Below are 12,506 nucleotides of genomic sequence, written 5' to 3'. Positions count from 1 at the left end.
TCTTGATAAACACGCTGACAAAGTTGCTTGTTTCTTAGAAATCATCTAAATACTGACTCAGACGACTAATCACAGGATCAACCTCTTGCGGAGTAGGATCGGGAATAGAAACAGAATTGTTAACCGCTTCTACTGCTGGTACTGATGAACTTGCAGGCTGATTAGATACTCCTTGACTAAGTAAAATTGCCAATTGTGCCACTTGTTGAGTAAGTTGCGAGATTTGGCTTTCTATCGCCTCCAAACGATTGGATTCCTTAGCAAAAAAACGTTCCTCAAGTCCAGCTATTTGACGTTGCAACTCACCGATTTGTTGTTCCATCGGCAGTAATGCTGTATTTGGAGAAGGTCGTACAGAGTCCGGTACACATAAAGCTTGCCATAGAGCCTCTTTACAGAGGTCGCTGAAAGTCTTTTCGGGCTGTGCCTCCAAGTAACTTTCCACCTGTGCTAACAAGCTCTCATCAGCAATTTCTGGATTGAAAGTGACGGATTTAACTACCTTTTTTGACCATTGGAACATCAGTTTTATTACCTACCACCGCGCACAGCGGATAATTGCGCCTCTCCGTAAAGATACTGCCCCAAAGCGTTAGCTTGGCGGGAGGGTGCAGCCAGATGGGCATTAATCTTGGCTTCTTTGAGCAAACGTTGTATATCTTCCCAGAAGAACTCTCCACCGCCACCAGTAATAATCACATCTGTCACACGCTCTGGCAACCAAGCTAAAACGCGAGAACAAATTTCCCTTGAAAACTGCTCTGTGAGGTTAGGCAGAAAATCGTCTAGGTTAGTGGGCTTGCTTTCACCTTTAGGACGATAAAAACGCTCACCTTTGGGCTTATTAACCGCAGAAATCAGTGCGAGAGATTGACTATCAGCCCCGTGTATTTCGTTAGCCACCAGGTCATAAAACTTGTTCATGCCAAAGTCTTCACTCTTGGAAGCACCTCTAGCAAACCTGAAGTTATCTACCATCAGGAAATCAATGGTTTGATGGCCAATATCGACAATTGCTACGGATATTTTAGTAAAATCGGGAGATGAAGGTGCTTTATTAGGTTGAGCTTCAGACCACAGCAAACTACCGTAACCTTCAGGCATCACCCAGACTTTAGTAACGTTCAAAGACAAAGATTCCCCACGGAAATTCAACACATGAGGCCCAGTTACCAAGCTAGTTAACTGTGCTTTTTCTTTTTCAAATTGCTCTAAAGACAGGAAAGGCAATCCCAGTACAACTGCGATTTCGTCGTGAAGTTTGAAGTAGCCAGCAGCAGCTAAAACTTTTACCAGTGCATCTTCTACTTTGGATTGTCCGACTCCTAAATTCGCTCCAAAGTCCGCTGCCAACTGACCTACAGCATAGCCGCTACCTTGGTACTCCAGCCACAAATCCATTAAAGGGTCAGTAGCCCGTGATTCAAAAACGCCCCCGCGAACTTGTTCTATAGACATTTGCTTGACATTAGCAGGTACAAATGCCACATTGCTCGGTTCACGGCTAACACAAGTCTTAGTAGAGGTTCTGCCTAAATCAACACTAAGAATGTTTTTCCCAGAAGTTCCAAATGGCTTATTTGCAGTCGCATTTATAGGTGTTGATGCAGCGCGATTCATAGGGATAGCCGCAGCATTCATGGGGTTAGCTGCTGAGGGTTGGTCTGTCATAAAAGCTCCTAGTGTGACTTAACTGTAAAAGTTATCATGCCCATCTTACAAAAATGCAAGATCCAAAAAATTTTTGGTTGGCTCAAGTGTAGCTAGAAATACGTCAAAAGTTATTGTAGGCGATGCCTGCGGTAGGCTTTGCTAAGGTGAATTTAGCATTTTTTGACATCATAAGTGTAGGCGAATTCTGCACAGATGTAATCTTTAATTACACCCTAACAGCGTTAGTGCTTCACTTGCTAGTGGCTTTGCGTTTGCGTTTGAGTACCCAAAAAGCAAATATCATAACCAGACCCCCAAGCACTATTTTGGATACAGGTGCAAGGTATTTGTCCACAAGTTCATACTGACTACCTAACAAGTATCCTGAATATGTGAGCAAGCCTACCCAGGCAGCACTTCCCAGGGTTGTGTAGAATAAGAACGGCAACAAGGGCATATTGCTGATGCCTGCGGGAACAGAAATCAAAGTGCGGATACCTGGCACAAGACGACCAATTAACACCGCTTTGCTGCCTTTTCTGTCAAACCAGCGTTTAGCTTTGGAGATATCCTGGCTAGATATACTCAGCCATTTACCATACTTGTCAGCCAAAGTTTTCAAGCGTTCTTCCCCCAAAAACTTACCAGGATAGTACCAGATAAGTGCGCCTAGGACAGAACCTAAAAGTCCTGCCAAAAATACGCCCAATATATTCAGTTTTGCTCCTCCTGGCTGATATGGACTGGCTGTAAATCCTGCCAGTGGCATAATCAATTCTGAAGGTATGGGGGGAAAGAGATTCTCTATAAACATCAGCAGAGCTATTCCCCAATAGCCCCAGACTGTGATGGTATTAGTTATCCATTCAAGCATTCACTCGATTCCTGAATTTCTATGTATATCAGCTTAATCGCATAGTTTGAATTTTAGATTGATGATCAAAACTGAGTGCAGTTACTGAGCAGTAAAAAATCTAACTAGTAATTATTCAATCCCCAATCTCTTTCTTTAAGTAAGTTGGGGAGAAGCGAAGACAAAATCAAATTTAATCAAATTTAATCAAATTTAAAATTTAATTTGGCCTTGCTTCCCCATTTTTTAGGCAGTTGGAGTTAATGATTGTACTCTCGATTCCGATTGCCAGTCTAATGGGTTCCAAACCCGCTCTTCCACAGCCATCTGCTCAATTAAACTGGCTAATCTTAAAGCTTTTAGAGCTTGTTCACCACCAACCGAAGGCTGATTGCCACCATGCACACAGTTGACAAAATGTTCTAACTCTGCGCTTAGAGGTTGAACGTTGCTGGTATAGACTTTTTCTATCAAACCATCTTGCCTGTAAAGGACTTGCCGATGGTCGTTGAGAGAATTGGTGTTAGTTTGGCGATGAATCAAAATTTCATTCTTGAGAAAATCTGCTTCAGTGAATGAGTTTTTGCAATGGGCGACAATACGGCGAATTTTGCGATGAGTAACTTTACTAGCCGTCAGAGTAGCGACGACACCATTAGCAAAACCTAAAGTAGCAGTCACATAATCTAAATAACCAGAGTCTAGGGAACGAGTACCATTAGCTGTCAATTTCACCACGGGAGAACCAGCTAATTCTAGAAGTAGATCAATGTCGTGGATCATTAAATCCAGCACTACTGAAACATCATTGGCTCGGGCTGAATAAGGACTCATCCGATGAGCTTCTAGCGCCAGTACTTCCTCTGTTTTGAGGACTTGGCTTAATTCTCTAAATGCTGGATTAAAACGCTCAATATGACCTACTTGCAAAATACATTGAGACTCAGCAGCAGCATTCACCAGGGACTCTGCCTCGGAAATACTTGCAGCGATTGGCTTCTCAATCAAAACATGAATTCCGGCTAACAGGCAGTTAATCCCAACGGCATAATGTAACCGGGTGGGTACAGCAATACAAACTGCGTCTACATGGGGCAACAGATCGGAGTAATCTTCAAAAAAACGGACTTTGTACTTGCTGGCGGTTTCTAAGCCTCGCTCAACGTTAATATCTGACACGCCTATCAGTTCAACATCTTTCATTGAACTCAGGACGCGGGTATGATGTTGTCCCATGTTACCCACCCCAATCACGCCTATGCGGATTGCTCGTGGCTGGTTGCGCTGTGAATATAGATTTGGTTCTGCCACTGACATGCTATTTTGCACTATTATTTTCTCCTCAACCACCAAATTTAGAGCCGCTACGGTCGTTGGTCTTTATACTCAATTACCATGTACGATCCGTCTAAAACCATCCAGATGGTAACATAGTGGTTCTATTTATGAAGAATTTCAAAGTTTGTGTTCAGTTCCCACTATCTGGTTATCTTTTGGGTAGATAGTTCTTCATCGCTCTATTTTTTGTAAATTACAAAAAATACAATGTGTTGTTTTGTTGACTTTACAAGCTCTGTAAGACCTAAGTGGAAATTCACAGGTGGCAGTTAGGCAGTTAATTTTTGAGATAACTACCAAGTTTTTACCCCTAGCAAATTAATCACCCTTATTGCTAGTAAAATTACAAACGGTTAAATAACTAACGCTGCGAGTATAATTTTCAGCAAGATAGTTACTTCCGATACCGGAAATTAATTTATTTTCATACTTACTGTTTTATTTGTTGCATTTTGTTGATTGTCTCACCTTTTGGGTGAAATTGGTGTTAATGATTTTCTGGGGCTGTTTTGAGTGATGAAAGCTGTAATTCTGTTGTCTGGGGGATTAGATTCTTCTACAGTTCTCTACCAAGCAAGGGCGGATGGTTGTGAATGTTACGCCATTTCCTTTGATTATCAGCAGCGACACCAACGAGAGTTACAGTCAGCGCGGCTGATTGCTCAAGCATTTGGGGTAGCAAAGCATCAGGTGGTGAATTTTGATTTACGGCTATGGGGTGGTTCAGCGCTCACGGATAATGCGATCGCTCTACCTCAGGAACGATCTTTAGATGAAATGTCTCAAAACATTCCTGTTACCTACGTCCCTGCCCGTAATACCATCTTTTTAAGCTTTGCTTTGGGCTATGCTGAAACTATAGGCGCTCAACGTGTCTACATCGGCGTTAATGCCTTAGATTACTCTGGATATCCTGATTGTCGTCTGGATTATATCCAAGCTATGCAAGAAGTCTTTCGCTTGGGAACCAAACAAGGAAGAGAAGGACAACCAATTGCAATTGTTGCACCACTGATTAATTTGAAAAAAACTGAAATTATCCAACTAGGCAACCAGTTGGGTGTACCTTGGGAGCTAACTTGGTCTTGTTATGCTGGTGGTGATGTCGCCTGTGGTGTCTGTGATTCCTGTCGGTTGCGTTTAGCAGCTTTCGCTGAATTGGGATTAAATGATTTAGTTCCCTATGCTTAACCTGGGTAGGTAGATGGGGAAAGTTAAGAATTCCCTATTCCCTATTTCTCAAGCTTCTAAACGTCGAATTTGGATTTGGTGTAGGCGTGGTCCAATGACTAACATGACGGTGAATTCAAGATTTTCATAGTTGAAGATTTCCCCTTTAGCGGGGATTCTTTGCCATTGATAGAGCAGAAATCCGCCCAAGGTCTGATATTCCCTCATCAATGGTAAATTCAGGTGTAAGACTTCGTTGAGTTCTTCTAGATTTACCTGTGCTTGCACTAAAAATGTTTGCTTGTCTAACATTTGGATCAGCAAGTCGTCGCTGCTTTCCGATTCACCTGCATTACCAATAATTTCGGCAATTACATCTTGGATTGTCACCAATCCTACAGTACCGCCAAATTCATTCACCACCATCACCATAGCTGGTTTCTCTTGCTGCATCATTGGCAATAGTTCACTCAAGAGTGTCTGTTCGGGGACAAACCGAGGGGGACGCATCCAAGATTGGATTTGCGTCTCTAAACTCAGCTTTCCCGCAGCTAAGGGTTGTGCTAAATCTTGAAAATAAACAATGCCACGAATGTCATCTAAAGATTCGCCAATAATGGGATAACGGGAATGACCAATGGATGTAATTTGCTCAAGCAATATCCCAAAGGTGGCATCTTCAGGTAAAGCGATAATGCTAGTACGGGGAATCATCACGTCTTCTGCTGTTATCTCCCCAAACTCAAAGACGTTATTCAGCAGTTTTCGCTCTGATGACTCTAAACCTGTAGATTCTCGTTCTGTTGATATAATCAGTTGTAATTCTTCTGGGGTGACTGGGGGTCTCCAGCTTTGACCTGTATATTGAATACCAAATAATCGCAACAGGTTGCGAGTGGATTGGTTGAGAATCCAAATAAAGGGACTGAAAAAACGAACAATCGCTTTAACTGAAGGTCCGAGAAATCTCGCCAGCTGTTCTGAATACAGCATAGCCACCGATTTAGGAAATAGTTCCCCAAACACAATTTGCAAATAAGCAATCAACAAAAAAGTAATTGGCACTGATAGAGAATGAGCAAAGAAGTTACTCACTTCTACTGGTAAAGACCAAGTTCTTAACCAGGCATCCATCAGTACAACAATCGTACCTTCTCCAATCCAACCTAGTGCCAAACTAGAGAGAGTAATCCCTAACTGAGCAGTAGATAGCAGCCTATCAATACTACGTTGTAATATTTCCACTGCGATCGCTGGTATGTCACCAGCCTGAACCAGCTGGTGGATACGTGTTCGCCGCACTGTCACCATTGAAAACTCCGCCGTGACAAAAAAGGCATTAATAGCAATCAGCAGTAGCACTGATAACAATCGTAACCCTACATCTGTCAAACTTAAATTAGGAAAACCGCTCACCGCTCAAGCTCGTGTAAAACTTACGCCGATACTAAAACGCTAACAATAGCATTTCTATTTTTCCACAGGAATATCCGACACCTGTAATTTCAAGTTTTGAGCAGGATAATCCGTCAGCGCCAGTGATATATTCCTCACATCATCAAGTAAAGCTGTGGGAATGCTCACTGTACCTGTAAATGTCGAACTCTTACCAGGCAATTCAGCTGGCAGACCCTCTGTAATAGCGCTCAGTGTTCTGCCTTTATCATCAGTAACATCTAGAAAACTATACAAAAAGCGCACCGAATCAGCACCTTTGTTTTGCATATTCACTTTTAGTAATAAATCCCCGCCAGAGTAACGAGCAGATTGTACAGATAGAGTTACACCTTCACTCTCAGCAACAACTGGAAATCCAGGTTGAAGTTTTTCCGAAATCACCTCTTGGGGCGTTTCTTTAGGTTCAGGCTTCTTGTTTTTGATCTCTTCTTCATCTTCATCTAGCTTTTTCGTGCTGGTATTGGCATTACTCTCAATTCGCGACTTGACCGCTTTGAGAATATCAACCTCCTTTAAGAGGGTTATTCCACCCTGTTGGGCGTTATTACTCTTATTACTGGCAAATTTAGTGGTAGGACGACCATCGGGCGAGGTAACACCCTTGAGAGCAGAACTTCCCATAGTGAAGCCCAAAAACGCACTCACAGAACCTGATCCCAACATCAGGGTTAACAAAATCAACGTCAGAACTACAGTGGAATTTATTTTCATCGCTGACAAGCTATTACAGAAGAAGCCTAATCTATTTAAAAGTATTGAAGCTTTGAACCTCAATCCTCAAAGGAACTTAATCAATATTAGTCTGCTCTATTTCTTATTGACACTCTCCGTGCCTAAAGCCATTTGCTCTACTTGGCATTGATTATCTTTCATATTTTAAATTTAGATTTAAATTTAGAATCGGATAATATTTTTTTCAATTGTTCAAAGTTATAAAATCATGCTATACTTACAAGAGTGCATTTTCCTCTAGAAGGAAAATCACTATCAAAGATTGACATTGAAGTTAATCTAGGCTAGACCAAAATCTAACACAACGAGCGCCTTTGGCCGATTGGGGAGGCAACGAACTCATAATTCGTCTTCAGGCTGGTTCGATTCCAGCAGGGCGCATTTTTTAATACAACTTAATATCAAACATCCTTCAGACGAATTATGATTTCGCTGCATCCCCTGTAGTTACTCAATATTTACTCCATAACTAATGCTAAATAGAGTAAGCAACTAACAGCTTGTTAAGGTGGTGACAGAAGGTTTTGCAGTGGATAAGTAGTTACTTAACTACCTATTTTCTCTCAGTTTTCTCTCAATACAACTATTGTATCCCCAAAACAACCACTTACGGGTAATTGGTTGATTGAGATAAAATTATTGCTTTTGGCTATTTCATAACATTAACTAATCAATTGGAGTTAAAATTATCCATTCAGCTTATATTCATTTATCAGATAACCGTATCAGCTAACTACTCACGCCATATTGACCTGTAATGCCTCTGTTTTGAGTTTTAGGTAGAAACAGTCATACCAAGGTTATATCGGCTGTTTTAGAGGTATTTACAGATAGATGTTTTTGAATTGCGTTAAATCAAGTTAGGAAACAATTGCTTTAAATTGCGCTTGCACGGTAACAGTAGTAGTGTAATTGTGATAGAAAAACAATTGGCGTTACTTTAACTTCTAATTGTATATTTTGATTGTGCAATAACTTAGTATCAACAGTAGTTATTCTTATGGTGGTTAGAGGTTTTATGTACGTGCTAAAGTTGGAAAAGCTAAAAATTCAACTTCTAACTTTGAGGATAAAAAATGTATAAAGATGACCCCTACTATATTGATTTACCTATTGACAAGAAAAAAGAAATGTATAAGGAGTTAATAGCTTTAGATAACAAAGCCAGAGAAGAACGCCTTGAAAAGCATCCTGTTGATATTACGGCTTCTGATTCTGTTAAGTTAGAACAGATAACAGAGGGAACGCTAATTCAACATAAATACAGAGAAGAGTTTACGCAGAAATATAATTTGACTTATGAGCAGGTAGCTGGTTTGCAGAGTGAAGGTTATAAAGAAGGATGGTAAAAAAAGTAGTTCCCAAATTACGTTATTAAATCAAATAAAACAAGTTATGCCATCACATATTATCAATATACTACATGGCGTAACTTGCGAGAATACTAATCAAAGTAATATCTATCAACTTACCACAATAACGCAATAGGAATATATCAATTAATAGCTATAGTAAGTTAGGTATTACTAGGGGTAGTATTGCACCAACATAACTACAGTTAAGTAGTGATAATGGAAGGTAGAAAAACGAAAAGCAGCTTTCTTGTTACTTGAATAGCATCTTTATTTGAATAATCAATAAAGCTAAGTTTAATATCCAACCGTTAGGAGAAGTAAGTTGCCACATGAAATATACTAGCGATAGAGAAACTGTAGTTACTAATGAAATAGGACTTACCACTACTATCAATTGGGAAAGTCAGTTTCTTAAACAAACAATAAGTTATATCTATGATGGTAACTTACTACAAGAAGAACGTATAGTACAACTTGATAAGTTAACAGGTGATGTTAAGATAGCTAGTTGTGTTTGTCTTGATAATGGTAATTCCACTATTACTGTTATTGATGGTAGTGATGTTGAAATAAGAGAGGTAGAAAATAATGTTTGAGTTTAGAGATTGGTTTAATAATTATGTTGAAATACAACCTCTTGTAGTTGATTAATATAATCAGATAGTTTCATTTTGTGACCTCAAAATCAGTTTAATAAACAGTAATATTTACTTATTTTGGGCGTGTAGAGTTGACACTACACAGTGTAGGATTGTGTGTATACTTGCAATCCTTATACTGACTAGCTTGTGTATAGTGTGTAGGGTGATAGATAAATCTTTATTTAATTAATTGAACAAATTTTGTTTCTATCTCAGAGTATTATCACTTAATAAATATAAAAGGATAATACTCTGACCCTACACAACCTACACAACCCTTATGGTGACTGGGTTACAACGCTACACCTTACCCTTCACCGTGTAGGCTTGACTCTACACTGACTTCTAGTGGTGAAGGAATATCATTATCCTTACCAACTTCACGTAATCTCAACCCGTTAATCAAAACACCTTTGTTATTACGTACTTTATTAACATCTTTCCACCCCATAGTAGACTTGCAAAAGTCCAGTAGTTCAGGGCTAAAATAGCGCAAGCTGGGAGGATAACTACCAGACTTACGACACCATTCTGTATAGCTGCCAAATAGAGTATTTTTATCGGTCTTATCGCTTCCTACTTGACATTTACTACCGACATTTCTAATAACACACTCATTAATCCAACCTGCAATTGGATTACTACTTATTTGTTGTTCCAAAATATGTTTAGCTAATTCTGGATTATCGGCTGCATTCCTCAATACTTGAGTAACTGTATCATCAGAAATATTCAGTAAATATTGAGTTAATGCGTTCAATTCTGGTTGAAACTCTTTTTCTAAATCTCTACGTTTATTTTTATCTACAGTCTTGTTGAAAGGAACTAAAATTTGTCTCCTTGTCAACCAAGAGGAGTTGCGACCATCAAACACAGGGTCATTTGATGCCATGATAACCATACCATCAAATTTGAATTGAAACCCTTGTTTACCTTTCTCTTCTGCAAAAATAAAGTCTTGTCCTGTGAGGGACTTAAACTTTTGCACCTCTCCTCTGTATCTATCCTGATCTGGAAATACTACCAGTCGCTTTTTTAAAGCATTGGCAGCAGCAAATCGCTCTTTACATAAGTCTACAAGAGTAATTGTACATACGTTATTATCACCTATTAGCGATTGTGCAAGTTTAATAAATGTGCTTTTACCTGTACCACCAGAACCAACTAGCTGTAAGAACTGTTGAAGATCAGCACGACCTTTCAGAATTGCAGCTAAGTAACATAGTAGGATTTGTTTGATTGACTGATCATTATTTGTGACCTCATCTAACCACTGTTCAATCAATGGAAACTCATTACTAGAATTATCAAATTCACGCGGTAAACACCAAGTAAACCGATGTTTTGGTGAATGATTGAGAACGTTACCTGTAGCTATTTCTAATACGCAGTTCTGAAATGGTAGTAGTTCAGTAGGAGATTGTTCTTTCCAACCAACCTCTATCAATTCAAGTTGAAGTTTATCTATAATGTTAGTTATATAACTAGAATTTCCATAACCAGCTATTTCTTGCTCCTTTAGTTCTTTATTAATTAATGCTTCAATATAATAGTCATTTACTTTACTCCAAATACCAACCTGATCTAATTCATAAACCATCCAACTGTTTGCTTCACAGTTAAATATCCATTTTCCTCTATATTTTTCAGCTATATCTAAACCTAGAATGTCAGCTTTTGGAACTGTACCATGTTTAGGTCTTGAACTAATACCGCCTTTACCGCCTTCATTATCAACTCTTTTAATATGTTGGTTAGCATCCAACTTTTGTGTCATCAATAAAGGTAACGGTATTAGATTGTGTTCCTCCTGTATTAACTCGATTGTTTCTACATCTTGACTATCAGAACTATCAGAAAAAGTGTTACAATAGTTGTTGTTCATAGTTCCAGTATTATTGTTTTTTACTCAATTTAGTGGGTTTCGTGTATTTGAACTAATAAGAATTTGGAGATGCCATCACTTAATCAAGTGGTGGTATTTCTTTATCTTGCTTCTCAATACACTCCATCACTAACTGTCTGAGTAAAGCAGAAGTTGTACTTTTCTTTTGTTTAGCGACATCTGATAAAAGGTCATAGTCGTTAATGGTTAATCTAGTTGGTACAACACGAGTTAGAGAACTGGTTTTGATAGTCATCATTGCCGTTTTTATAGTTAAAGTTAACTTGATAAACACAACCTAGTTATCTGAATAGATAACTCTTCCCTTCTTACGAAAAGGAATAACCGGACTTGTTCTACAAGTGTGGTCAGGTACTATGCAGAATATCCTCAGCCCGTTTTTTACCTACCGTTGGCATCCTTGACTATTCGATGCCTCTGTTACCTCAGAGCGTCTTAGATATTCATTTATCATGGTTCACAGAGGGTTGTTTTACGCCTCATAGATAATATTATAAATGTAATAATCAATTTGTGTTTACATTTTGCAATATTTTGTTATTTGAAAAACTTATTAATTTTTCTGTGTTAATAAATATTCCTTTTAGTTGTAATTATTTATCTTAATTAAATAAAATCATTCATCATTAATAATCAACTAAATATCATAGCTAATTATATAGCTTCATTATTGACCGTAATTCAATACATAACCTATACTGTAGAGATCAAGTAATAAAAAGTACGATATGTTACGCCCTGAACAGTTGATAGCACTGGAAAACATGAAGAACTATGGAGTTCCTGATGACATCATTGCCGAAACTAAGAAAGACTTTGAAGATGCAAACTACGAAATGCTTGCTTCAACTAGCCGTAGACGTTCTGGCACACCTGTAGTTAGAAAAATTGATGTTACTGATTATGTAATATCATCGTTACCAACTAAAGGTGATAGGCAAGATTTAGCTAAGTCACTCGAATTAATCACAGCTTTTTCTATCATCATTGATGCTGAAGTAGTTGATAAAGCTAAGGAATTAATTGAACTAGATGAACTCAAAACTTACGATGTGATGGATTGCATACGTGGTATTTACACTGTTGTTGATAGGGAACGTGGTTGGGGTGACAGAGATATTAAGGGTAAGATAACAGCATTAATTGAAACTCTCAAACCTGATGAAGTTGAGTTTGAAGTGGAAGGTGAAGAGGAAACTACAACAATATCAACATAACACTTATTAAAGTTATCACTATTACAGTAATGACAGTTAAGTGAATTATCATTACTTCAGTTATGACAACAAGCTAGTTATTGTTACTCTCGTTATTGCAATAAGCCAGTTATCGTTAATTCAGTTATGGTGATAACTGAGTTATTGTTACTCCACTTATTGCAATAAGGTTGATCACCTTAC

12 protein-coding genes and 1 tRNA gene are annotated in these 12,506 nt (G+C 38.6%); 5 read left to right on the top strand and 8 right to left on the bottom strand.

Features of this window, described 5'->3' with window-relative positions; all coding sequences use genetic code 11:
- Positions 1 to 34 precede the first annotated feature (34 nt).
- The 4 genes from A9Y75_RS14350 to A9Y75_RS14335 all read right to left on the bottom strand — a co-directional run bounded on the left by A9Y75_RS14350 (position 35) and on the right by A9Y75_RS14335 (position 3,835).
- Positions 35 to 523 carry a plasmid segregation centromere-binding protein ParR gene (locus A9Y75_RS14350; RefSeq protein ID WP_071190238.1) on the bottom strand — a complete coding sequence of 163 codons (489 nt, stop codon included), beginning with the start codon at positions 521 to 523 and terminating at the stop codon, positions 35 to 37.
- An 8-nt stretch (positions 524 to 531) separates the two neighbouring features.
- Complete coding sequence (locus A9Y75_RS14345; RefSeq protein WP_071190237.1) at positions 532 to 1,671, bottom strand: ParM/StbA family protein; 1,140 nt, start codon at positions 1,669 to 1,671, stop codon at positions 532 to 534.
- 232 nt (positions 1,672 to 1,903) lie between these two features.
- Positions 1,904 to 2,527 (bottom strand): DedA family protein, encoded by a 624-nt coding sequence (locus tag A9Y75_RS14340; RefSeq protein ID WP_071190236.1) that lies wholly within the window; start codon positions 2,525 to 2,527, stop codon positions 1,904 to 1,906.
- Between the two features lie 225 nt (positions 2,528 to 2,752).
- A complete protein-coding gene (locus A9Y75_RS14335) occupies positions 2,753 to 3,835 on the bottom strand; it encodes a Gfo/Idh/MocA family oxidoreductase (RefSeq protein ID WP_071190235.1) in 1,083 nt (360 codons plus the stop codon).
- A 525-nt stretch (positions 3,836 to 4,360) separates the two neighbouring features.
- On the opposite strand from A9Y75_RS14335, the gene queC reads away from it, so the two are divergent.
- Positions 4,361 to 5,035 (top strand): 7-cyano-7-deazaguanine synthase QueC, encoded by a 675-nt coding sequence (gene queC / locus A9Y75_RS14330; protein ID WP_071190234.1) that lies wholly within the window; start codon positions 4,361 to 4,363, stop codon positions 5,033 to 5,035.
- A gap of 48 nt (positions 5,036 to 5,083) precedes the next feature.
- On the opposite strand, the gene A9Y75_RS14325 is transcribed toward queC, so the two are convergent.
- Together A9Y75_RS14325 and A9Y75_RS14320 are read right to left on the bottom strand one after the other, a co-directional pair.
- A complete protein-coding gene (locus A9Y75_RS14325) occupies positions 5,084 to 6,430 on the bottom strand; it encodes a hemolysin family protein (protein WP_071190233.1) in 1,347 nt (448 codons plus the stop codon).
- Positions 6,431 to 6,484: 54 nt separating this feature from the next.
- Complete coding sequence (locus A9Y75_RS14320; protein WP_071190232.1) at positions 6,485 to 7,183, bottom strand: hypothetical protein; 699 nt, start codon at positions 7,181 to 7,183, stop codon at positions 6,485 to 6,487.
- Positions 7,184 to 7,512: 329 nt separating this feature from the next.
- Here A9Y75_RS14320 and A9Y75_RS14315 point away from each other — a divergent pair.
- The 3 genes from A9Y75_RS14315 (at position 7,513) to A9Y75_RS14305 (ending at position 9,155) form a co-directional block, all read left to right on the top strand.
- Positions 7,513 to 7,585: transfer RNA gene (locus A9Y75_RS14315), tRNA-Ile, on the top strand.
- A gap of 695 nt (positions 7,586 to 8,280) precedes the next feature.
- The gene (locus A9Y75_RS14310) at positions 8,281 to 8,553 is read left to right on the top strand and encodes a hypothetical protein (RefSeq protein ID WP_071190231.1); all 273 of its coding nucleotides are present in this window, start codon (positions 8,281 to 8,283) and stop codon (positions 8,551 to 8,553) included.
- A 335-nt stretch (positions 8,554 to 8,888) separates the two neighbouring features.
- On the top strand, positions 8,889 to 9,155 hold the full coding sequence (locus A9Y75_RS14305) for a hypothetical protein (protein WP_071190230.1): 267 nt from the start codon (positions 8,889 to 8,891) through the stop codon (positions 9,153 to 9,155).
- Between the two features lie 352 nt (positions 9,156 to 9,507).
- Here the strand turns inward: A9Y75_RS14305 and A9Y75_RS14300 are convergent, their stop codons facing one another.
- Both A9Y75_RS14300 and A9Y75_RS27630 read right to left on the bottom strand, forming a co-directional pair.
- Entirely contained in the window at positions 9,508 to 11,085 is a 1,578-nt protein-coding gene (locus A9Y75_RS14300) for a phage/plasmid primase, P4 family (RefSeq protein WP_177176193.1), read from the bottom strand.
- A gap of 79 nt (positions 11,086 to 11,164) precedes the next feature.
- Positions 11,165 to 11,341, bottom strand: coding sequence for a hypothetical protein (locus A9Y75_RS27630; protein WP_177176192.1), 177 nt, complete (start codon positions 11,339 to 11,341; stop codon positions 11,165 to 11,167).
- 493 nt (positions 11,342 to 11,834) lie between these two features.
- Here A9Y75_RS27630 and A9Y75_RS14295 point away from each other — a divergent pair, with 493 nt between their 5' ends.
- Positions 11,835 to 12,323, top strand: a complete 489-nt coding sequence (locus A9Y75_RS14295; protein WP_071190229.1) for a hypothetical protein — start codon at positions 11,835 to 11,837, stop codon at positions 12,321 to 12,323.
- Positions 12,324 to 12,506: the final 183 nt, after the last annotated feature.

The organism is Trichormus sp. NMC-1, assembly GCF_001858025.1.
Classification (GTDB): Bacteria; Cyanobacteriota; Cyanobacteriia; order Cyanobacteriales; family Nostocaceae; genus Anabaena.
The sequence above is the reverse complement of the archived record's forward strand: the minus strand, read 5'-3'. Positions and strand labels throughout refer to the sequence as shown.

Bases quoted from the DNA above. Each gene is read 5' to 3' on its own strand.
- A9Y75_RS14310 (WP_071190231.1), top strand. From the start codon at position 8,281: ATGTATAAAGATGACCCCTACTATATTGATTTACCTATTGACAAGAAA.
- A9Y75_RS14320 (WP_071190232.1), bottom strand. From the start codon at position 7,183: ATGAAAATAAATTCCACTGTAGTTCTGACGTTGATTTTGTTAACCCTG.
- A9Y75_RS27630 (WP_177176192.1), bottom strand. From the start codon at position 11,341: ATGACTATCAAAACCAGTTCTCTAACTCGTGTTGTACCAACTAGATTA.
- A9Y75_RS14350 (WP_071190238.1), bottom strand. From the start codon at position 523: ATGTTCCAATGGTCAAAAAAGGTAGTTAAATCCGTCACTTTCAATCCA.
- A9Y75_RS14340 (WP_071190236.1), bottom strand. From the start codon at position 2,527: ATGCTTGAATGGATAACTAATACCATCACAGTCTGGGGCTATTGGGGA.
- A9Y75_RS14305 (WP_071190230.1), top strand. From the start codon at position 8,889: ATGAAATATACTAGCGATAGAGAAACTGTAGTTACTAATGAAATAGGA.
- queC (WP_071190234.1), top strand. From the start codon at position 4,361: ATGAAAGCTGTAATTCTGTTGTCTGGGGGATTAGATTCTTCTACAGTT.
- A9Y75_RS14300 (WP_177176193.1), bottom strand. From the start codon at position 11,085: ATGAACAACAACTATTGTAACACTTTTTCTGATAGTTCTGATAGTCAA.
- A9Y75_RS14345 (WP_071190237.1), bottom strand. From the start codon at position 1,671: ATGACAGACCAACCCTCAGCAGCTAACCCCATGAATGCTGCGGCTATC.
- A9Y75_RS14295 (WP_071190229.1), top strand. From the start codon at position 11,835: ATGTTACGCCCTGAACAGTTGATAGCACTGGAAAACATGAAGAACTAT.